Genomic DNA, 21,800 nt, shown 5'->3' with positions numbered 1-21,800 from the left:
GGAAAAGAGTTTAAATTAACGCTTTAGAATTTAAAAATTCTGTATATGCTTCACCAAACTCATCTTTATATTTATAATCTAGTACAGGTTTATTTGAATCTTTTAAATACGTTTCTAAATCTTCAGGAATACTTTCAGATCCAACAATTAACGCATCAGAATGGTTAATGGCAATTTTCATTAAGTTTACATAAGAAGGTACTTCAAGCACATTAATTATATTTTCTTCAATATTATCAAACTTTATCTTCTCAAACATGTCCTTGTTTAAGGTTTCATCAAAACTTTGACTGTATATTGAGGTAACAATTTTACTGTCGCTAAACAATGGTTCATCTTTATAATATTCTTTTAAGTATAGCGGCAATAATGATGCCAACCAACCGTGAACATGTATAACGTCTGGTGACCAATTTAATTTTTTAACAGTTTCAATAACGCCTTTGGCAAAGAAAATAGCACGCTCATCGTTGTCTGGAAATAAATTTCCACTTTCATCTGTTAATGTTGCTTTTCTTTTAAAATATTCATCATTATCTATAAAATAAACTTGAATTCTTTCTTTTGGAATAGAAGCTACTTTAATAATAAGAGGCATATCTAAATCATTAATCACCAAATTTATCCCCGACAGCCTTATAACTTCATGTAATTGATGTCTTCTCTCATTAATATTACCATATCTTGGCATGAAAATTCTTATTTGCCCACCGTGTTGATTTACTAATCTGGGTGCTTCAAACGACATTGAAGAAATTTCAGTTTCAGGTAAATAGGGCACTACTTCAGATGATACATATAATATCCTCTTATCTTTCATATGTTTGTTTTTGCTGTTTTTTAATGCTCATATGTTACATAATAATTCAATTTATTTTTGTCAAAAAATTGAAATTATCCTGTTGCATAATTGGGTTCTTTTTGAAAATTCAAAATAAAAAACACGCAAAAGTACAAAAATTTATGCAGATTGATTGTAAAATCTTAAGTTTGCACCCGTTAATTTTTTATTAAAAAATGGAAGTTTTTTCAGATAAAGAGCAAATTACACGTGTAATAGACGCTTTTAAAGCCCAACAATTAACCATTGGGTTTGTGCCTACTATGGGAGCATTACATGATGGGCATTTGGCTTTAGTGGAAAAAGCTTTAGAGAATAATGACAAAGTTTTTGTGAGTGTTTTTGTAAATCCAACACAATTTAATAATCTTGATGATCTTAAAAAATATCCAAGAACGTTGGAAAAAGATATTATGCTTTTAGAGACAATTTCTAAAGATATTTTAGTTTTTGCTCCTTCGGTGGATGTAATTTATGAAGGAAAAACAGTTTCGCAAAACTTTAATTTTGATGGTCTTGAGCATGAAATGGAAGGTAAATTTAGACCCGGACATTTTAATGGTGTGGGTACGGTTGTAAAAAGATTGTTTGAAATTGTAAAAGCAGATAATGCTTATTTTGGCGAAAAAGATTTTCAGCAGTTACAAATCATTAAAAAGCTTGTTAAAAATTATTCTATTCCGGTGAATGTTATAGGATGTGAAATTCATCGCGAAAAAAACGGTTTGGCAATGAGTTCTAGAAATACAAGGCTAACCGAAATCGAAAAACTAGAAGCTCCATTTATTTATAAAACATTAAAAACTGCCAAAAAGTTTTTTGGCACAAAAAGTGCAGATTGGGTTTCTAAATGGGTTGAAAAGCAATTTGAAAGCAATGAAGTTTTAAAACTGGAATATTTTATAATAGCCGATATAGACTCATTAAAGCAAATTAAAAAAAAATCAAAAAACAAAAAATATAGAGCGTTTATTGCAGTTTATGCAGGAGATATTCGACTAATAGACAATATCGCTTTAAATTAATTATCTTTGCATATGCAAGTTCAAGTAGTAAAATCAAAGATTCACAGGGTAAAATGTACTGGTGCAGACCTTAACTACATTGGTAGTATCACTATTGATGAAGATTTAATGGAGGCTGCAAACATTATACAAGGCGAAAAAGTTCAAATTGTTAATAATGACAATGGTGAACGATTAGATACTTATGTAATTCCTGGTCCTAGAAATAGCGGGGAAATTACACTTAATGGGGCAGCTGCCAGAAAAGTTGCAGTTGGAGACACATTAATATTGATTACTTATGCTTTTATGGATATTGAAGAAGCCAAAACATTTAAGCCTTCTTTAGTATTTCCAGATGAGGCTACCAACTTATTAAAATAATCACTTGGCTAAAAACATAAAAAGATCCTTAAAAATTATACTCCCATTAATACTGGGAGTTTTTTTGGTTTGGTTCGCACTATCAAAAGTATCTTTAGATGAGTTATATGTGTATTTAAAAAAAGCAGATTATAAATGGATTTTTATAGGATTGTTTTTAGGATTGTTAAGTCATTTGTCTAGAGCGTATCGTTGGTTGTTTATGTTAGAACCTTTAGGTTACAAAATTAAACTAGGCAATAGTATAATGGCTGTTTTTGCAGCCTATTTAATTAACTATTCTATTCCAAGAGCTGGAGAAGTGGCCAGAGCCACTATTGTAAATAATTATGAAAAGGTGCCTTTTGAGAAAGGATTTGGAACCATTGTTTCTGAGCGAATTGCTGATTTAATAGTCATGATGAGCATTATTTTAATAACACTTTTCATACAGTTTGATTTTATCTATGGTTATTTAATAGCAAAATTTAATCTTCCAAAAATTATAATAGCATTTGCAGTTTTGCTGATCGCAACACTAATAGGATTTAAAATAATAAAAGGGAATAATTCTGTGCTAGCTAAAAAAATTAAAACATTTTTAAAAGGATTGATTGAAGGGGTTTTAAGTATTTTCAAAATGAAAAAAAAGTGGGCTTTTATTTTCCACACTATTTTTATTTGGGTTATGTATGTGCTCATGTTTTATGTAACATCTTTTTCTGTTACAGAGTTACATGGCATTTCGTTGGGAACAGTTTTAATTGGTTTTATTGCTGCTAGTTTTAGTATAGCTGCTACAAATGGAGGTATTGGTTCTTATCCTCTTGCTATTTTTGCAGCTTTTTCAATTTTTGGAATTGCCAAGGAACCTAGTTTAGCTTTTGGTTGGATTATTTGGTCTTCACAAACATTAATGATAATTATCTTAGGAGGACTATCATTAATTTATTTACCTATTTACAACAGAAAAGCACAAGTTTAGCAACTTTAATTTAAGCTCTAAGGTTTCAAAAACTTTGCTTTTAATCTTTCGCTTTATTTGTTACCTTGCCATGTATTAATTCTCAAATGAAACATATGAAATCTGTTTTTTGTTTTTTATTATTTGTCTTTTCATTCAATATTTTTGAAGCTCAAGTAGTTTATGAACCCTTTCATTCTAATAAATTAGGAGAATCACGCGAAATTAAAATTCAACTTCCAAGAGGATATAATAATGATGTTAAAAAAACATATCCATTATTTGTGGTTCTTGATGGCGATTATATGTTTGAAGCTGTTGCGGGAAATGTAGATTACTTTTCATATTGGGAAGATATGCCAGAGGCTATTATTGTTGGGGTTAATCAGTCAGAAAATAGAGAACAAGATTGTCTGTATTCTGAACAAAATTCACTTCCTATTGAATCTGGAGCTAATTTTTTCGAATTTATTGGAGATGAATTAATTCCATATATGCAAAATAAATATAGAGTTGGTAATTTTAAAGTAGCTGTTGGACATGGAGAAACAGCAAATTTTATTAATTATTATTTGCTTAAACAACAACCCATATTTCAAGGATATATAGTAATAAGTCCAGAATTAGCGCCAAAAATGAATGCGTTTGTAACTGACAGATTGCAAAAATTTGAAAGCAAAACATTTTATTATTTAGCCACTACTACCAATGATATTTCTACTATAATAAAAGGTACTGAAGACTTAAACAAAAACCTTTCAGCAATAGATAATAAAAATCTTTTCTATTATTACGATAATTTTGAAAGAGCTTCTCATTATTCTGTTCCAACCCATGCAATACCAAAAGCGTTAGAAGATATATTCTCTGTATTTCATCCTATAAGTAAAGACGAATACAAAGATAAAATCTTAAAATTAGAAACTTCTCCAGTTGAATATCTGGTAGAAAAATATCAGACCATAAATGATTTATTTGGGATAGAAAAGCAAATTTTAATCAATGATTTTAAAGCTATTGAAGCTGCTATTGAGAAAAAAGAAGAATTTCAATATTTCGAAGATTTAGGCAAATTGGCAAGAGATGAATATCCAAATACGCTTTTAGGAAATTATTACTTAGCTCGTTTTTACGAAGAGAATGGTGAACCTAAAAAAGCTATGAGAACCTATCAATCTGGGTATTCTTTTGAAGAAATTGGAGGCATTACCAAAGACTTAATGTTAGAAAAGGCTGATGCTATTAAAGCAGATTTCGGATATTAAATGGCTAAACTAAAAACTACTTTTTTTTGTCAGAATTGTGGAAGTCAATATGCCAAATGGCAAGGGCAATGTACAGCTTGTAAAGAATGGAACTCCATTATTGAAGAAGTTATTCAAAAGGAAGAAAAAAGTGATTGGAAATCACCAAATTCATCTGTAAAACGTGTTTCTAAACCTTTATTAATTCAAGATATTGACACGTCTCAAGAATCAAGATTAGATACTTTTGATGCCGAATTTAATCGGGTTTTAGGCGGTGGTATTGTTCCAGGCTCATTAATTTTACTTGGAGGTGAGCCAGGTATTGGTAAAAGCACACTGTTGCTTCAAGTATCTTTAAAATTACCTTATAAAACATTGTATGTTTCTGGTGAAGAAAGCCAAAAGCAAATTAAAATGCGTGCAGAACGTATTTACCCTGGAAACACAAACTGTTATATTTTAACCGAAACCAAAACACAAAACATATTCAAACAAATTGAAGCATTAGCACCAGATATTGTGGTTATCGATTCTATTCAAACGCTCCATAGTGATTACATTGAATCATCTTCAGGAAGTATTTCACAAATTAAAGAATGCACAACAGAGTTGATTAAATTTGCTAAAGAAACCGCAACACCTGTTATTTTAATTGGACATATTACTAAAGATGGAAATATAGCAGGACCAAAAATTCTGGAGCATATGGTAGATACTGTGTTGCAATTTGAAGGAGACAGAAACCATGTTTTTAGAATTCTACGAGCCAATAAAAACAGATTTGGGTCAACCAACGAACTTGGAATTTATGAAATGATGGGTTCCGGATTAAGAGAAGTTTCCAATCCATCAGAAATTTTAATTTCAAAGAAAGACGAAGAGTTATCTGGTAACGCGGTGGCTGCTACTTTAGAAGGCATGCGCCCGTTAATGATTGAAGTTCAAGCCTTGGTAAGTACAGCGGTTTATGGCACACCACAACGTAGTGCTACAGGTTTTAATGCAAAACGACTGAATATGCTTTTGGCTGTTTTAGAAAAGCGAGCAGGCTTTCGATTAGGAGCAAAAGACGTATTTTTAAACATAACTGGAGGTATCAATGTTGACGATCCTGCTATAGATCTTGCTGTTGTTGCAGCTATTTTATCATCAAATGAAGACGTTTCCTTAGAGAAAAATATTTGTTTTGCTGCAGAGGTTGGTTTGTCTGGAGAAATTCGTCCCGTTCAACGTGTTGAGCAACGTATTATTGAAGCCGAAAAATTAGGATTTTCAACCATATTTGTATCAAAATACAATAAGATTTCTTTAAAAAATACGGCGATAAAAATCCAGATGATTTCTAAGATTGAAGATTTGGTTGGATTTGTAGTTTAAATGTTGTAGATAAAATGCTCGAAAATAGAAATGTCAGTATTCATTTAATTACTTAAAGAGTCGTAAAAGCTAAAAATAATTATTTTGGCTTTTTTAAGTACATTTGTAATATGAGAAAATGTAATTTATATCTGGTATTTATTATTGTTTTGGTTGCATGTGGACCAAAGATTTATAAAAATACTGAAAGTGTCATAAAAGAGGTTGATATTTATTCACAAAAAATAGATACAGATAAAGGTATAAAAACCGAAATTACCAAAGGTGCCCTTACAGATAATGAAGGTTTTAAAGATATTGGAAAATTTAAGTACACCGTATTTTTTAATAATGAAACACATGAATTATTAAAAATTGAAAATATAGAAACAACAGATAAAACTATTACAGAGAACTATTATTTTAAGAACAATAAGCTTACCTATTTTGAATCTTCTTCTAAAAATTCAAAGGCAAAAAAAATATACCTCTTCAACGGAAAAGTGGTTTCCACAGAAAATTTAAGTTCCGAAGAACAAAAACTTTTCATCACTAAAGTCAAACGTTTTCAAAAAGAATTTAATAAAAGTCATTAATTCCATTTTTCATCCTTTTTGTTAATATTAGTTTTTAGCACTTAAAGGCTTCTATTTTATCAAAATTCCTTAATTTCGCACCTCGAAATGAAATTTGATAAAATGAGTGCTAAATTTCCTGAGTATAAAGGACTTGACTTACCAAAAGTTGCAGACGAAATTCTTAACTATTGGCAAGAAAATAATGTTTTTGAAAAAAGTATCACCACACGTGAAGGCAATGAGCCGTTTGTGTTTTTTGAAGGGCCACCTTCTGCAAATGGTTTGCCTGGTGTTCACCACGTTTTAGCACGTGCTATTAAAGATATTTTTCCTCGTTATAAAACCATGAAAGGATTCCAAGTGAAACGTAAAGCCGGTTGGGATACGCATGGGTTGCCTATAGAACTTGGTGTAGAAAAAGAACTCGGAATTACTAAAGAAGATATTGGTAAAACCATTTCTGTTGAAGATTATAATGATGCGTGTAGAAAAGCAGTAATGCGTTATACAGATGTTTGGAACGACCTGACTCAAAAAATGGGTTATTGGGTAGATATGGATGACCCATATATTACTTACGAACCTAAATACATGGAAAGCGTTTGGTGGTTGTTAAAGCAAATTTATAACAAGAATTTATTATACAAAGGCTACACAATTCAACCATATTCGCCAAAGGCTGGAACTGGGTTAAGTTCACACGAGTTAAACCAACCAGGAACGTATCAAGATGTAACAGATACCACAATAGTTGCTCAATTTAAAGCCAAAACAGAATCACTTCCAGATTTTCTACAAAATGAAGGAACTATTTACTTTTTAGCTTGGACAACAACACCTTGGACACTTCCAAGCAATACAGCTTTAACTGTTGGTCCAAAAATAGACTATGTGTTGGTAGAGACTTTTAATCAATACACATTTGAACCAATAAAAGTGATTCTTGCTAAAAAATTAGTGAGCTATCAATTTGCAGGAAAATTTAATCAAGTTGAAGATAAATCAGAATTAACATCTTATAAGCCAGATGATAAAAAGATTCCGTTTTATGTTATAAAAGAATTTGTTGGAAAAGACTTAGTAGGTATTACTTATGAGCAATTAATGCCTTATGCCTTGCCAAATGATAATCCGGAAAATGCTTTTAGGGTAATTGCAGGTGATTTTGTGACTACTGAAGACGGAACAGGAATTGTACACACAGCACCAACGTTTGGTGCAGATGATGCGATGGTTGCTAAACAAGCAACACCAGAAGTTCCACCAATGTTGGTAAAAGACGAAAATGGTAATTTAGTACCTTTGGTAGATTTACAAGGTAAATTCAGACCAGAAATGGCTGAATATGCTGGTAAATATGTAAAAAATGAATATTACAATGATGGTGAAGCACCAGAACGTTCTGTTGATGTTGAAATTGCCATTCAATTAAAAGAAGAAAATAAAGCCTTTAAGGTTGAAAAATATAAACACAGTTATCCTAATTGTTGGAGAACCGATAAGCCAATTCTTTACTATCCTTTAGATTCATGGTTTATAAAAGTGACCGATGTTAAGGATAGAATGTTCGAGCTTAATGAAACCATTAACTGGAAACCAAAAGCAACAGGAACAGGGCGTTTTGGAAACTGGTTGGCCAATGCTAACGATTGGAACTTATCGCGTTCACGTTACTGGGGAATTCCGTTGCCAATTTGGAGAACCGAAGATGGTAAGGAAGAAATCTGTATAGGATCGGTTGAAGAATTGAAAAACGAAATGCAAAAAGCGGTTTTGGCAGGTGTGCTTTCAAAAGATATTTTTGAAAATTTTGAGGTTGGAAACAATTCTGAAGAAAATTATGCACAAATCGATTTGCATAAAAACATAGTGGATGCCATTATTCTTGTTTCTCCTTCAGGAAAACCTATGAAGCGTGAAAGTGACTTGATAGATGTTTGGTTCGATTCTGGTTCTATGCCATATGCACAATGGCATTATCCTTTTGAAAATAAAGAATTAATCGATGACCATAAATCATACCCAGCCGATTTTATTGCCGAAGGTGTAGATCAAACACGTGGATGGTTTTATACACTACATGCGATTGCGACGATGGTGTTTGATTCTGTAGCCTATAAAAACGTAGTGTCTAACGGATTAGTGTTAGACAAGAACGGACAAAAAATGTCTAAACGTTTAGGAAACGCAATCGACCCATTTGAAACCCTATCAACTTATGGAGCCGATGCGACCCGTTGGTATATGATAAGCAATGCAAATCCGTGGGATAACTTAAAGTTTGATTTAGAAGGCATTGAAGAGGTGAAACGTAAATTCTTCGGAACACTTTATAATACCTATTCGTTCTTTGCATTATATTCAAATCTTGATAAATTCAACTATTCTGAAGCTGAAATTCCATTAGCAGAGCGACCAGAAATTGATAGATGGATCCTTTCAGAATTAAATACATTAATTCAAAAAGTTAATGAATATTATGCTGAATATGAGCCTACAAAAGCAGCTAGAGCCATTTCAGATTTCACACAGGATTTTTTAAGTAACTGGTATGTGCGCTTAAGCAGAAGACGTTTTTGGAAAGGTGATTATCAAACGGATAAAATTTCGGCATATCAAACACTTTATACATGTTTGCTAACGATTGCTAAGTTAGGAGCACCAATTGCACCTTTCTTCATGGATAAATTGTATATGGATTTGAATTCAGTTACCAATAAAGAAGCTTTTGAAAGTATACATTTAGCAGATTTTCCAGTATTTGATTCTAATTATGTTGATAAGTCTTTAGAGCGTAAAATGGAAAGCGCACAAACAATATCGTCTTTAGTTTTATCGTTAAGAGCTAAGGAAAAAATCAAGGTTCGCCAACCGCTACAAAAAATAATGATTCCTATTGATAATCAAACACAAAAGGAAGAGATTTTAGCGGTTTCAGACCTAATAAAGCACGAAGTAAATATTAAAGAAATTGAACTGTTAGAAGACGCTTCTGACATCCTTGTAAAACAAATAAAACCTAATTTTAAAACCTTAGGACCACGTTTTGGAAAGGATATGAAAGCCATTGCTAACGCAGTAATTAACTTTACTTCAGAAGATATTAACAAAATGGAACAAAATGGCAATTTAGAAGTTGACATTAATGGAAAAAATATTACTTTAGAACGCACAGATGTAGAAATAACATCGCAAGACATTGAAGGATGGTTAGTTGCAAATGAAGGGTCTTTAACAGTAGCTTTAGATGTTACAATCACTGAAGATTTGTTAAAAGAAGGTATAGCTCGTGAGTTGGTAAACAGAATTCAAAACTTGCGTAAAGACTCTGGATTTGAAGTAACAGATAGAATTGATGTATTGCTTCAAAAAGATGATAAAATTGTTAATGCTGTAGAAACTAATATAAAGTATATTAAAGCTGAAACATTAACTGAAAAACTAGAAATTATTGAACAAATTGACAATGGTATAGAAATTGCCTTTGATGAGGTAAATACCAAATTGTTTATTAAAAAACATTAAAAACATGAATTTAGAGACAAACGTTAGATATTCAGATAAAGACTTAGCAGAGTTTAAAGAATTAATCAAAGATAAAATACAAAAAGCTCAAAACGATTTAGAGCTTATTAAAAGTGCGTATATGAATGACCACAACAATGGTACTGAAGATACATCGCCAACATTTAAAGCTTTTGATGAAGGAAGTGAGGTTATGAGTAAAGAATCTAACTCACAATTGGCTATTAGACAAGAAAAGTTTATTCGTGATTTAAAAAACGCTTTAATACGTATTGAAAATAAAACTTACGGTATTTGTAGAGTTACAGGTAAACTTATCAATAAAGAACGTTTGAAACTTGTACCTCATGCAACGTTAAGTATTGAAGCCAAAAATATGCAGCAATAAAATATTTTAATGATATATTTGAACGTCTCAGTTTTTGGGACGTTTTTTATTTTTATTAAGTACCAGATTACATGTCTTTAAAAAAATCTATCGTCATCATCATTTTAATCTTGCTTATTGATCAGATAAGTAAAATATACATCAAAACTCATTTTGCATTAGGAGATGAATACCATGTATTTCAATGGTTTCGTATTTATTTTGTAGAAAATGATGGTATGGCTTGGGGAACAAAAATTAGCGATTTTGTGTCCTTTATTTCTGAAAGAACTGCTAAAATATCGTTAACTGTTTTTAGAATTGTGGCCATTATTGGTATTGGTTATTGGCTATTTGAAGTTACTAGAAAAAAGAACCCTAAAGTGTTAATTTTAGCAATTGCTTTAATTTTTGCTGGTGCTCTGGGTAACATTATAGACTCTGTATTATATGGAGTCCTTTTTAATGATAGTCACGGACAAATTGCAACCTTTTTATCAAGTGAGGGTGGTTATGATGGATTGCTTCACGGCAAAGTTGTTGATATGCTTTATTTTCCAATTTGGAAAGGCTATTTGCCAGAATGGATACCGTTTTATGGAGGCAAATTTTTTACGTTTTTCGAACCTGTTTTTAATGTGGCAGATATGGCTATAAGCACTGGTTTTATAATGCTTTTAGTGTTTAATAAAAAGGCATTTCCTAAGAAATAAGTTTTAAAAACTATAAATTTTGTTAGGAGTTACGCAATAATCCAGTTTTACATCACTTTCAAAAACGTCTGTAATTTTGGTTTCTGCTTCAAAAAAACTTAATCCTATTTTAATGGTTTCAGGGTTGCATTCAGAAAGAAATTTATCATAAAAACCTTTTCCATAACCAACTCTATTTCCTGTTTTATCAAACGCTAAAAGCGGAATAAAAACTACTTCCAATTTTTTTGAATCAATTTCAATACCATCGATAGGTTCAGGAATATTATAACTGTTCTTTTTAATAATAGTGTTGTCTGTCAATAAAAAGTGAGTCATGGTTCCTGACTCAAAATCACTTTTTGAAATCACTATATGTTTGTCTTTCCCAGAAAGAATATTCAAAATGTAGTCTGTATTAACCTCTTTCTGTTCTTCAATAGCTAGAAAAATATGAAAAAAGCTATAATCCCAAATAGGTAGTTTTAATAACTGATTTGCTATTGCTATACTTAAGTCATCAACTTCTGAAATTGACAAAGCATCACGAAGCATTTTATATTTTTTTCGTAATTCTGATTTTGTCATGACCTTAAAGTTAATTTTTAAGTTTGGTGGTTATATGAAACAAGGCATCACCTTGATATACTAAAGAGGCTTCATTAACATTAATTATATAACCTTCAATAGTAGATTTAACATTGTAATGGATTTTTCCATAAGGGTCTGTAATTTGACCCAAAACATCATTAACATACACTTTTGTATGCATAGCAACTTTAGATTTAAACATGCCAGAGTGTTTTGCTCTTATCCATTTGCTTTCATCAACAAATACTGTTACCTCTTTTGGTGGGCTTGTTTTTTTATTCACGTTCAGCATATCAAAATAATTTAAAATACGCTTAACGCCTTTAACCCCAATTTTTGAGATAGCATCATCTACAAAAAATGACTTCCCACCTTCAAATAACAAAATGGGTTTCCCTAATTGATGACAGGCATTTCTAAATGATTTACCAATATTACTTGAATATAATGTAAAGGGAGCTCCAAAAACTGATGCTAAAGTTTCAAGTTGAGGGTCATCTTTTATTATTCTAATTTGAGCTGCATTAAACCGACTTGCTCCTCCAGTATGAAAGTCTATAATTAAGTCAACATCTGGAATAATTTCAGTCATTAATCTATTGGCAACTCGACTGGCTAAAGAGCCATTTGGCGATCCTGGAAATACTCTATTTAAATCACGTCCATCGGGAAAGCTTCTGGAGCTGTTTAAAAACCCAAAAACATTTAAAATAGGCATGCAAATAATGGTGCCTTTTTTCGGTTTGTTTATTTTTTTTGAAATTATTTGACGCACAATATCAACCCCATTAATTTCATCACCATGAATACCAGCTGTAAATAAAATGGTTGGCCCAGGTTTTTTTGCACGTTCAATAATCACTGGAACTTCAATAATGGTTGCCGTATGAAGTTTGGCAATATTAAAATTGATTTCTTTTGAAGTGCCTAATGGGATATCATGACCTAAAATTGAAATATTACGTTTAAAATTCTTAGTCATAAATCAAATTACACATTGCGTTCAATATATCTAATAATGCTTTTTGCAATATCTTTTTTAGTTGCAAATTCAATACCTTCAAGTCCTGGAGAAGAATTCACTTCTAAAATTAACGGTCCTCGGGCAGATTGTAACATGTCAACTCCACAAATACCCAAGCCTAATGCTTTAGCAGCTTTTAATGCAGCATTTTCTTCATCTTCACTTAATTGAATAATAGAAGCAGTTCCACCTCTATGCAAATTAGATCTGAATTCACCATCTTTACCTTGACGTTTCATAGCGCCAATTACTGTTCCATCAACAACAAAAGCTCGTATATCTGCTCCTTTCGATTCTTTGATAAATTCTTGTACAATAACTCGTGCCTGTAAACCATTAAATGCTTCTAAAACTGATTCTGCAGCATTGTTAGTTTCTGCTAAAACAACACCTAACCCTTGTGTTCCTTCTAATAATTTAATTACTAAAGGGGCGCCTCCAACATAGTTTATTACTTCGGTAACATCTTTTGTATAGTTTGAAAATACCGTTTTTGGCATGCCTAAGCCAGCACGTGATAACACTTGTAGGCTTCTTAATTTGTCACGCGATCTTACTAAGGCTTGAGATTCAACCGTTGAAAAGACTTTCATCATTTCAAACTGTCTTACAACAGCGGTTCCATAAAACGTAACAGATGCTCCAATTCTAGGAATTATAGCATCAATATGTTCTAAATGTTTTCCTTTATATATAACGGCAGGATTCTTTTTTTCAATAATTATTTCGCACATTAAAGGATCAATTACCTCAACATGGTGTTTGCGTTGTGTTGCGGCTTCAACCAGTCTTTTGGTTGAATATAATTTAGGATTTCTAGATAAAATTACAATATTCATTAGGTAATTGTTTGGTCTTTAATATCAAAAGATAAGTTTTTTAAATGAACATCCACAATAAACTTATTGTTTAAAAAGCGTCTGCCAATTAAAATAGGATATTTCATGTCGCTTCTAGTGCTTAAGGTTAAGTTTATTTTATATTTTTTATTGAATAACAACATGGTTGTTTTAACCTTATAGCGTTCTTGTACTATACCGTTACTACTTTTTACTTTAGTAATGGAATAGTTTTTAAAAACAATTTCTTTGCCATTGTAAAGTGGGTGACCTTTGTCATAAAACTTGCATTTTAGCCCGCCTTCTTCAACCTTTACTTTATGGCAATGGATTGAAGAGGTATAAGCACCTGTGTCAATTTTTATATCAATATCAAATAAACCAAGCAGAGGGAAATCGGCTTTATCTATTCTTCCTATAACTTTTTTAGGCATTGTTAAATTTAAAATAGTGATGCAAGGTAACAAAAAATTGTATGTTAAATTATATTCAAATGGCTCATAACATTGAAATGTTTTTGGATATGTATTATCTTTGGTTTTATGAGTAAACCCGCTTTAGAACTTCAACTTCAAACCTTACCACATCAGCCAGGTGTTTATCAGTATTTTGATGCTCAAGGAACTCTTATTTATGTTGGGAAAGCAAAAGATTTAAAGAAACGCGTAAGTTCATATTTCACTAAAACGCATGATAATGGAAAAACCCGAGTTTTAGTTAAAAAAATTGAAACCATTAAACACATTGTAGTTGATACGGAAACAGATGCCTTACTATTAGAAAACAATTTAATTAAAAAGTATCAGCCACGTTATAATGTAATGCTGAAAGATGACAAATCATATCCTTGGATTTGCATTAAAAATGAACGGTTCTCCAGAGTATTTTCAACAAGACGAGTTGTTAAAGATGGAAGTGAGTATTTTGGACCTTACACCAGCATGAAAACAGTCACCACTTTGCTTGATTTAATAAAAGGGCTGTATCATTTGCGTAATTGCAATTATGATTTGTCACAAGAAAAAATCGAAAATGGAAAGTATTCGGTGTGTTTAGAATATCATTTAGGGAACTGTAAAGGAGCTTGTGAAGGTTATGAAACTGAAATAGAATACAATGAAAACATAAAAGCAATCAAGGAAATTTTAAAGGGCAATTTTAAAGATTCATTATCGCAATTTAAAATCCAAATGAAGCAATGTGCAGAAGATATGCACTTTGAGGAAGCCCAAAAAATAAAAGAAAAAATTGAAGTCCTTGAAAATTACCAAGCAAAATCTACCATTGTAAACCCAAAGATTAGTAATGTAGATGTGTTTTCAATAATGAGTGATGAAAGTTATGGGTATGTAAACTTTTTGCAATTGTCCTATGGTTCAATCATTCGTTCGCATACTCTTGAAATTAAAAAGAAATTAGACGAAACAGACCAAGAGTTATTAGAATTGGCCATAACAGAAATCAGGCAGAGATTTCATTCAAATTCAAAGGAAATTTACGTTCCATTTCAAGTAGATTTGGGTGAAGATGTTAAGGTAACAATACCTAAATTAGGCGATAAAAAGCACATTTTAGAATTGTCGCTTCGAAATGCGAAATACTACAGAATGGAACGCTTTAAACAAATAAAAATAACGGATCCTGATAGACATGTCAACAGGATTATGGCACAGATGAAAACAGATTTGCGTTTGTCTGTAGAACCTAGACATATTGAGTGTTTCGATAATTCAAATATTCAAGGAACCAATCCGGTAGCAGCTTGTGTGGTTTTTAAAAATGGAAAACCAAGTAAAAAAGATTATCGGCATTTTAATATAAAAACCGTTGAAGGGCCAAACGATTTTGCATCCATGGAAGAAGTGGTTTACAGACGATACAAACGTTTGTTAGATGAAAAACAAGAATTGCCGCAATTAATTATTATTGATGGAGGAAAAGGGCAATTATCATCTGCTTTAAAAATTTTAGACGACTTAAAATTAAGAGGAAAAATAGCCATTATTGGAATTGCAAAACGTTTAGAAGAATTATTCTATCCAAATGATCCAATTCCCTTATATTTAGATAAGAAAAGTGAAACGCTAAAAATCATACAACAATTACGAAATGAAGCGCATCGTTTTGGAATAGAACATCACCGAAACAGGCGCAGTAATAATGCTTTAAACACAGAATTGGAAACTATTCCAGGGATAGGTGAAAAAACAGTAGTCGATTTATTAAAACAATTTAAGTCGGCAAAACGTGTGGCAAATGCAAAATTAGATGAATTGGAATCTGTTGTTGGTGTTTCAAGAGCAGAAAAAATATATAATTATTACCATAATCAATGAAACAGTACTTTATAATTTTTGCATTTTTAGTTTGTTTTCATGGGTTTTCTCAAGACTTAAAAAAAGATGATATTAAGGTTGGACTTGTTTTAAGTGGTGGTGGTGCCAAAGGGCTTGCTCATATAGGGGTTCTTAAAGTGTTAGACAGTTTAGGCGTTAGGGTTGATTATGTTGCAGGAACCAGTATGGGAGCCATTATTGGATCATTATATGCTTCTGGATATTCAGGAAAAGAACTGGATTCTGTTTTTAGAGCTTTAGATTTTAATATTCTTATAAGTGATAATTTACCCAGAGCATCAAAAGCGTTTTACGAAAGGAATAATTCAGAGCGTTATGCAATAACCTTACCTTTCGATAATTTTAAAATTAAATTGCCTTCTGCACTTTCAAGAGGTCAAAACGTTTATGGGTTAATTTCGAAACTAACATTGAATGTGAGTGATATTGATGATTTCAGTAAGCTGCCAATTCCATTTTTCTGCATTGCTACAGATGCTGAAACAGGTAAAGAAGTCATACTTGACAAAGGCATTTTAGCCCAATCGGTTATGGCAAGTGGATCATTGCCCACATTATTTCAGCCTGTTATGATTAACAACGAAATGCTAATTGATGGTGGTGTTGTAAACAATTATCCTATTGATGAACTAAGAGAAAAAGGTGTTGATGTTATAATTGGTGTCGATGTTCAAGATGGACTGGCAAATCGAGAAGAGTTAACATCTGCTCCTGATGTTTTAATGCAAATAAATAACTTTAGGACGATTAACGATATGAAGGCCAAGGTTAAAAAGACCGATATTTATATCAAGCCAAACATTAAAGACTTTAATGTGGTTTCTTTTAGTGAAGGAGACGAAATTATTAGAAAAGGAATTGAAGCAGCACTTTCCAATAAAAACGCTTTAGAAAATTTGGTTTCCAAACAAATGCAAAAACCAAGAGGGGTTATAAAAAAACCAATACATGATAGTATAAATATTAACACGATTATTATTAAAGGAAATAATAAATACTCTAGAGCATATATTTTAGGAAAATTAAAACTTAAAGAAAACGAAACGGTAAGTTATAAGAAATTTAATGAAGGCGTAAACAATTTAATAGCCACAAACAACTTTGATTATTTTCAATATGAATTTAAAAACACAGAAGATAAAGAAGGATATAATCTAATAGCTCAACTAACCGAAACAGAAATTAATTCATATTTAAAATTAGGAATACACTACGACAAGTTATACAAAAGTGCCGCTCTTGTAAACTTTACTAAAAAGAGATTATTTTTCAATAATGATATTGCTTCATTAGACTTTATTTTAGGCGATAATGTAAGATATAATTTTGAGTATTTTATTGATAAAGGATTCTATTGGAGCATCGGGGTTAAATCCAGATTTAATCAATTTAATAAAAGCGTCAGTGCGCAATTACTTTTGAATGAAGATATAAATGTCTCAGGATTAAATAAAGCGGAAGCTAAGATTCAAGATCAAACCAATCAAATTTATTTACAAACTTTATTTAGAAAAGATTTCGCATTAAGTCTTGGATTAGAACACAAACGTTTAGAAATATCATCGGAGACTTTTAGTTTAAATTCGTCTACAGATGAGTTTATTTTTGAAAAAACAGATTATTTAAGTACTTTTGGAAATTTAAAATTAGACACTTACGATAACAAATATTTCCCCAAAAGAGGTGTTTATTTCAACGGAGATCTTCAAACATATTTTTATGCTTCAAGTTTTAATAAAGATTTCAAAAATTTCTCGATGGCAAAAGCAGATTTGGGTTATGCTTTTAGTGTTTCAGATAAATTGGCTTTTAATCTACAAACAAGTGGAGGGTTTAAAATGGGTGATAATTCAACTAACACTATGGATTTTGCTTTAGGTGGTTATGGAAATAATTTAATAAACAATTTTATTCCATTTTTAGGGTATGATTTTATTTCACTTGTTGGGAATAGTTTTGTTAAAGCTTCTTTAAGCGCTGATTATGAAATTTTCAAAAAAAACCACATTACTTTAGAAGGAAACTGGGCTAATATTGACGATAATATTTTTGAAACCGGTGAATGGCTTACGTTACCAGATTACAGAGGTTATGCATTAGGTTACGCCATTGATACATTTATTGGGCCAATACAAGTAAAATATAGCTATTCGCCAGAACAAAGTACAAGTATTTGGTTTTTTAATGTTGGTTTTTGGTTCTAACAAATAAAATGTAATCATTTAAAATAGTGTTAGGCTAAAAACTGGTAATAATATACTTTTGTTGTTGCAAAAAAGTTTTAATTCTTAGAATGAAACATACAAACTTAAACTTTAAAACTACAGAATTATGTCTGTTAAGTATGTTTCATAGAGCCACACAAAAGCAAATATTATAGACACATGAAAGTATCTAGAAGAATAAATGAAATTAGGATGCGTATAATGCATCAGCTAACAAAAAACATTGGAAAATCCCATTTAAAAACTAACTTAAATTCGGGTGAAATACCTGAAATAAAAAGAATATTAATTTCAAGACCTAATCACAGACTTGGAAACCAGTTATTGTTAACGCCACTTGTACAAGAAGTTATAGAAACCTTTCCAGGTTGTAAAATAGACTTATTTGTAAAAGGAGGTGTTGCCCATGCAGTTTTTGAGAATTATGAAAATGTACAAAACATCATTCAGCTTCCAAGAGAGCCTTTTAAAAATTTAATTAAATATATTTTTTGCTGGTCTAAGTTGAAAAAGCATGAGTATGATTTAGTTATTAATGGTGACCAAAAATCATCTTCTGGAAGATTGTCAACGCAATTTGCAAAGGCTAAATATAAAATGTTCGGAGAATCTATAGATGAGATTAAAGAAAAGTATGATGATTACGATCATATATCAAAATACCCGATTTATAATTTACGATATTATTTAACAAGAATAGGATTTCCAGAAAACAACAAGCCAATTCCAACGTTAAATATCAAATTAAGTAAGGCTGAAATAGACAAAGGAAATTCAATTTTAAAAAATATAGTCAATAATGATAAGCCTACAATTTGTATTTATACCAATGCTACGGGAAATAAAATTTACGATGAAAACTGGTGGGCAATTTTATACGAACGATTAAAAAATGATTTCCCAAATCATAATATTATTGAATTATTGCCAATAGAAAATATTTCAAAAATCAATTTTAAGGCACCTACACTTTACAGTAAAGATGTGCGTGAAATGTGTGCGCTTTTGGCTAATACAAGCATTTTTATTGCGCCAGACAATGGCGTGATGCATTTGGCAAGTGCAGCTCAAATTCCTGTTGTAGGGTTTTTTAAAGTGACCAAGATTGAAAAATATCAGCCTTATGGCAATGGCAGTATTGCCTACAATACCAATGAAACTTCAATAGAAGATTGGTTAAAAGGAATTAGTAATATACTTAGTTAGCAAATTTTTACGATATTTGTTAACATATGAACCTTTTTTGGCAAGATTTAATACAGTTTCTACACTATCTCATCAAGAGAAATCCTGAATGAGAAGGCTTTTATCATAATTTTACGTATCTTTTTAAGGTTTAAGGACTTACATTTTAAACTTTAATTTCTAATCTTAAAATTTAAAAGAAATGCCATTTTATCACAAACTAGGAAACATTCCTCCAAAGCGACATACTCAATTCAGAAAACCTGATGGTAGTTTATATTATGAACAATTATTTGGAACCATAGGTTTTGACGGTATGTCAACAAATAGTTATCATGAGCAACGTCCAACTCAGGTTAAAGAAATTAAGAAACAATACAATGTTGCACCAAAAATTGCTAAAGCAAATCATATTCAATCTTATAGGTTTCTTGGATTTCAGGTTAAACCAGAAAATGATTATTTAGAAAGCCGAAAAACGGTGTTGACCAACAGTGATTGCTCTATAATATTGGCCGCACCAAAACATTCTACAAAAGATTATTTTTATAAGAATACTGATGCAGATGAATTAATTTTCATCCATAAAGGAACAGGTAAACTAAGAACACATTTAGGGAATCTCGATTTTAAATACGGAGACTATTTGTTAATCCCAAGAGGTGTCATTTATAAGATAGATTTTGATACTGAAGATAACAGATTGTTTATTGTAGAATCGCATAGGCCAATTTATACGCCAAAACGTTACAGAAATTGGTTTGGGCAATTATTAGAACATTCACCGTTTTGTGAACGCGATATTCGCCAACCTTACGAGCTTGAAACCTACAATGAGTCAGGAGATTTTTTAATCAAAGTTAAAAAGCAAAGCGATATTTTTGAAATGGTGTATGCCTCACATCCTTTTGATGTAGTAGGATATGACGGCTATAATTATCCTTATGCTTTTTCAATTCATGATTTTGAACCTATAACTGGTCGTATTCACCAGCCACCACCGGTACATCAAACCTTTGAAACTGATGCTTTTGTGGTGTGTAGTTTTGTGCCAAGGTTGTATGATTATCATCCCCAATCCATTCCGGCTCCTTACAATCACAGCAATATAGATAGTGATGAGGTGTTATATTATGTAGATGGAGATTTTATGAGCAGAAATGATATTGCAGCTGGCCACATATCTTTGCATCCAGCAGGCATACCTCATGGTCCACATCCAGGAGCTGCCGAAAGAAGTATTGGAAAAACAAAAACAGATGAATTGGCGGTCATGGTAGATACCTTTAAGCCACTGCAAATCACAGAAGAAGCTATGAAAATAGCCGATGAAAATTATCATAAATCTTGGTTAGAATAATTTAATTTGAAGCTAATTCCTGCTTTTAGCTGTATCTTTTTTTAGGAAAATAAAAAAGGATGCCGCTGCAATCAGGGCTAAAATATTATTAAAATGAGTAAAGAAATAAAATCAGTAAACTACGGTTTAGAAAAAATATTTGAAGGAGCACAAGACTTTTTGCCACTGTTAGGAACCGACTATGTAGAGTTTTATGTGGGTAATGCCAAACAGTCAGCTCACTTTTATAAAACCGCTTTCGGGTTTCAGTCACATGCATATAAAGGACTGGAAACAGGTTCAAAAGATGCTGTAAGCTATGTGTTAATCCAAGACAAAATCAAGTTGGTATTAACAACACCTTTAAACAGCAAATCACCGATTAATAATCATATTGTAAAACATGGTGATGGTGTAAAAGTAGTTGCACTTTGGGTTGAAGATGCCAGAAGTGCTTATGAAGAAACCACTAAAAGAGGGGCAAAATCATACATGGAACCCATTGTTGAAAAGGATGAACATGGAGAAGTTGTTAGAGCAGGAATTTATACCTATGGCGAAACAGTCCATATGTTTGTTGAACGTAAAAATTATAATGGAACATTTTTACCAGGTTTCAGAAAGTGGGAGTCAGATTACAATCCAACTTCTGTAGGACTTAAATATATCGATCATATGGTTGGCAATGTAGGTTGGGGACAAATGAACACTTGGGTAAAATGGTATGAAGATGTGATGGGGTTTGAGAATTTTTTATCCTTTGATGATAAACAAATTCATACAGAATATTCAGCCTTAATGAGTAAAGTAATGAGTAATGGCAATGGGCGGATCAAGTTTCCAATAAACGAACCGGCCAAAGGGAAAAAACGCTCTCAAATTGAAGAGTATTTAGATTTTTATGAAGATTCTGGTGTACAACACATCGCAGTAGCAACCGATGATATAATTGCAACTGTTTCACAACTAAAAGCAAGAGGCGTTGAATTTTTACCACCACCACCTCAGGCCTATTATGATGATATTCCACGAAGGTTAGGGAAGCATAAAAGCATGATGAAAGAAGATATGAACGAACTCCAAAAATTGTCTATTATGGTCGATGCAGACGAGGAAGGCTATTTATTGCAAATTTTCACAAAACCAGTTGAAGACAGACCTACATTGTTTTTTGAAATTATTCAGCGCATGGGAGCAAAAGGTTTCGGTGCTGGTAACTTTAAAGCGCTCTTTGAGTCAATAGAAAGAGAACAGGCAAATAGAGGAACCCTTTAACACAGATTTAATATTAGAACGAAAAACT

At 31.7% G+C, this 21,800-nt stretch carries 19 protein-coding genes; 14 read left to right on the top strand and 5 right to left on the bottom strand.

What is annotated here, in order from left to right:
* Window positions 1-10 precede the first annotated feature (10 nt).
* Complete coding sequence (locus V8G69_RS01290; RefSeq protein WP_394879883.1) at window positions 11-820, bottom strand: glycogen/starch synthase; 810 nt, start codon at window positions 818-820, stop codon at window positions 11-13.
* Between the two features lie 197 nt (window positions 821-1,017).
* On the opposite strand from V8G69_RS01290, the gene panC reads away from it, so the two are divergent.
* The 9 genes from panC to V8G69_RS01245 all read left to right on the top strand — a co-directional run bounded on the left by panC (window position 1,018) and on the right by V8G69_RS01245 (window position 10,958).
* Complete coding sequence (gene panC, locus V8G69_RS01285) at window positions 1,018-1,866, top strand: pantoate--beta-alanine ligase (RefSeq protein WP_394879881.1); 849 nt, start codon at window positions 1,018-1,020, stop codon at window positions 1,864-1,866.
* A 12-nt stretch (window positions 1,867-1,878) separates the two neighbouring features.
* Window positions 1,879-2,229, top strand: a complete 351-nt coding sequence (panD, locus tag V8G69_RS01280; protein ID WP_394879880.1) for an aspartate 1-decarboxylase — start codon at window positions 1,879-1,881, stop codon at window positions 2,227-2,229.
* Between the two features lie 4 nt (window positions 2,230-2,233).
* Window positions 2,234-3,193 carry a YbhN family protein gene (locus tag V8G69_RS01275; protein ID WP_394879879.1) on the top strand — a complete coding sequence of 320 codons (960 nt, stop codon included), beginning with the start codon at window positions 2,234-2,236 and terminating at the stop codon, window positions 3,191-3,193.
* Between the two features lie 95 nt (window positions 3,194-3,288).
* Window positions 3,289-4,437 carry an alpha/beta hydrolase gene (locus tag V8G69_RS01270; protein ID WP_394879878.1) on the top strand — a complete coding sequence of 383 codons (1,149 nt, stop codon included), beginning with the start codon at window positions 3,289-3,291 and terminating at the stop codon, window positions 4,435-4,437.
* The gene (radA, locus tag V8G69_RS01265) at window positions 4,438-5,796 is read left to right on the top strand and encodes a DNA repair protein RadA (RefSeq protein ID WP_394879877.1); all 1,359 of its coding nucleotides are present in this window, start codon (window positions 4,438-4,440) and stop codon (window positions 5,794-5,796) included.
* A gap of 110 nt (window positions 5,797-5,906) precedes the next feature.
* Window positions 5,907-6,371, top strand: coding sequence for a hypothetical protein (locus V8G69_RS01260; RefSeq protein ID WP_394879876.1), 465 nt, complete (start codon window positions 5,907-5,909; stop codon window positions 6,369-6,371).
* Between the two features lie 102 nt (window positions 6,372-6,473).
* Complete coding sequence (gene ileS / locus V8G69_RS01255; protein WP_394880176.1) at window positions 6,474-9,878, top strand: isoleucine--tRNA ligase; 3,405 nt, start codon at window positions 6,474-6,476, stop codon at window positions 9,876-9,878.
* A gap of 4 nt (window positions 9,879-9,882) precedes the next feature.
* Window positions 9,883-10,266 carry a TraR/DksA family transcriptional regulator gene (locus tag V8G69_RS01250; RefSeq protein ID WP_394879875.1) on the top strand — a complete coding sequence of 128 codons (384 nt, stop codon included), beginning with the start codon at window positions 9,883-9,885 and terminating at the stop codon, window positions 10,264-10,266.
* Window positions 10,267-10,337: 71 nt separating this feature from the next.
* Entirely contained in the window at window positions 10,338-10,958 is a 621-nt protein-coding gene (locus V8G69_RS01245; protein WP_394879874.1) for a lipoprotein signal peptidase, read from the top strand.
* 3 nt (window positions 10,959-10,961) lie between these two features.
* On the opposite strand, the gene V8G69_RS01240 is transcribed toward V8G69_RS01245, so the two are convergent.
* The 4 genes from V8G69_RS01240 to V8G69_RS01225 are packed head-to-tail and all read right to left on the bottom strand — an operon-like array spanning window position 10,962 to window position 13,825.
* A complete protein-coding gene (locus V8G69_RS01240) occupies window positions 10,962-11,525 on the bottom strand; it encodes a 5-formyltetrahydrofolate cyclo-ligase (protein ID WP_394879872.1) in 564 nt (187 codons plus the stop codon).
* Window positions 11,526-11,535: 10 nt separating this feature from the next.
* Complete coding sequence (locus V8G69_RS01235; protein WP_394879871.1) at window positions 11,536-12,510, bottom strand: succinylglutamate desuccinylase/aspartoacylase family protein; 975 nt, start codon at window positions 12,508-12,510, stop codon at window positions 11,536-11,538.
* Between the two features lie 8 nt (window positions 12,511-12,518).
* A complete protein-coding gene (gene rimK, locus V8G69_RS01230; protein ID WP_394879870.1) occupies window positions 12,519-13,391 on the bottom strand; it encodes a 30S ribosomal protein S6--L-glutamate ligase in 873 nt (290 codons plus the stop codon).
* Complete coding sequence (locus V8G69_RS01225) at window positions 13,391-13,825, bottom strand: ATP-dependent zinc protease (RefSeq protein ID WP_394879869.1); 435 nt, start codon at window positions 13,823-13,825, stop codon at window positions 13,391-13,393. Before V8G69_RS01225 ends, rimK begins: the two co-directional genes overlap by 1 nt.
* 108 nt (window positions 13,826-13,933) lie before the next feature.
* Here V8G69_RS01225 and uvrC point away from each other — a divergent pair, with 108 nt between their 5' ends.
* From uvrC to hppD, 5 genes are all read left to right on the top strand, one after another.
* Window positions 13,934-15,727, top strand: a complete 1,794-nt coding sequence (gene uvrC / locus V8G69_RS01220) for an excinuclease ABC subunit UvrC (protein ID WP_394879868.1) — start codon at window positions 13,934-13,936, stop codon at window positions 15,725-15,727.
* Window positions 15,724-17,952 (top strand): patatin-like phospholipase family protein, encoded by a 2,229-nt coding sequence (locus V8G69_RS01215; protein ID WP_394879867.1) that lies wholly within the window; start codon window positions 15,724-15,726, stop codon window positions 17,950-17,952. Before uvrC ends, V8G69_RS01215 begins: the two co-directional genes overlap by 4 nt.
* Window positions 17,953-18,132: 180 nt before the next feature.
* Window positions 18,133-19,179, top strand: coding sequence for a glycosyltransferase family 9 protein (locus V8G69_RS01210; RefSeq protein WP_394879865.1), 1,047 nt, complete (start codon window positions 18,133-18,135; stop codon window positions 19,177-19,179).
* 181 nt (window positions 19,180-19,360) lie between these two features.
* Window positions 19,361-20,518 carry a homogentisate 1,2-dioxygenase gene (locus tag V8G69_RS01205; protein WP_394879863.1) on the top strand — a complete coding sequence of 386 codons (1,158 nt, stop codon included), beginning with the start codon at window positions 19,361-19,363 and terminating at the stop codon, window positions 20,516-20,518.
* 93 nt (window positions 20,519-20,611) lie between these two features.
* Entirely contained in the window at window positions 20,612-21,772 is a 1,161-nt protein-coding gene (hppD, locus tag V8G69_RS01200; protein WP_394879862.1) for a 4-hydroxyphenylpyruvate dioxygenase, read from the top strand.
* Window positions 21,773-21,800: the final 28 nt, after the last annotated feature.

It is taken from the genome of Gaetbulibacter sp. M235 (genome assembly GCF_043876835.1).
GTDB lineage: Bacteria > Bacteroidota > Bacteroidia > Flavobacteriales > Flavobacteriaceae > Yeosuana.
Note: the sequence above shows the minus strand (reverse complement) of the source record. Positions and strands in the feature narration are given on the sequence as shown.

What these genes read in the sequence shown, in the direction of transcription:
- V8G69_RS01260 (WP_394879876.1), top strand. Translation starts at nt 5,907, where the DNA reads ATGAGAAAATGTAATTTATATCTGGTATTTATTATTGTTTTGGTTGCA.
- V8G69_RS01270 (WP_394879878.1), top strand. Translation starts at nt 3,289, where the DNA reads ATGAAATCTGTTTTTTGTTTTTTATTATTTGTCTTTTCATTCAATATT.
- V8G69_RS01250 (WP_394879875.1), top strand. Translation starts at nt 9,883, where the DNA reads ATGAATTTAGAGACAAACGTTAGATATTCAGATAAAGACTTAGCAGAG.
- V8G69_RS01290 (WP_394879883.1), bottom strand. Translation starts at nt 820, where the DNA reads ATGAAAGATAAGAGGATATTATATGTATCATCTGAAGTAGTGCCCTAT.
- V8G69_RS01205 (WP_394879863.1), top strand. Translation starts at nt 19,361, where the DNA reads ATGCCATTTTATCACAAACTAGGAAACATTCCTCCAAAGCGACATACT.
- V8G69_RS01235 (WP_394879871.1), bottom strand. Translation starts at nt 12,510, where the DNA reads ATGACTAAGAATTTTAAACGTAATATTTCAATTTTAGGTCATGATATC.
- hppD (WP_394879862.1), top strand. Translation starts at nt 20,612, where the DNA reads ATGAGTAAAGAAATAAAATCAGTAAACTACGGTTTAGAAAAAATATTT.
- V8G69_RS01240 (WP_394879872.1), bottom strand. Translation starts at nt 11,525, where the DNA reads ATGACAAAATCAGAATTACGAAAAAAATATAAAATGCTTCGTGATGCT.
- V8G69_RS01215 (WP_394879867.1), top strand. Translation starts at nt 15,724, where the DNA reads ATGAAACAGTACTTTATAATTTTTGCATTTTTAGTTTGTTTTCATGGG.
- rimK (WP_394879870.1), bottom strand. Translation starts at nt 13,391, where the DNA reads ATGAATATTGTAATTTTATCTAGAAATCCTAAATTATATTCAACCAAA.
- V8G69_RS01210 (WP_394879865.1), top strand. Translation starts at nt 18,133, where the DNA reads ATGAAAGTATCTAGAAGAATAAATGAAATTAGGATGCGTATAATGCAT.
- panD (WP_394879880.1), top strand. Translation starts at nt 1,879, where the DNA reads ATGCAAGTTCAAGTAGTAAAATCAAAGATTCACAGGGTAAAATGTACT.
- V8G69_RS01245 (WP_394879874.1), top strand. Translation starts at nt 10,338, where the DNA reads ATGTCTTTAAAAAAATCTATCGTCATCATCATTTTAATCTTGCTTATT.
- ileS (WP_394880176.1), top strand. Translation starts at nt 6,474, where the DNA reads ATGAGTGCTAAATTTCCTGAGTATAAAGGACTTGACTTACCAAAAGTT.
- V8G69_RS01225 (WP_394879869.1), bottom strand. Translation starts at nt 13,825, where the DNA reads ATGCCTAAAAAAGTTATAGGAAGAATAGATAAAGCCGATTTCCCTCTG.
- uvrC (WP_394879868.1), top strand. Translation starts at nt 13,934, where the DNA reads ATGAGTAAACCCGCTTTAGAACTTCAACTTCAAACCTTACCACATCAG.
- panC (WP_394879881.1), top strand. Translation starts at nt 1,018, where the DNA reads ATGGAAGTTTTTTCAGATAAAGAGCAAATTACACGTGTAATAGACGCT.
- radA (WP_394879877.1), top strand. Translation starts at nt 4,438, where the DNA reads ATGGCTAAACTAAAAACTACTTTTTTTTGTCAGAATTGTGGAAGTCAA.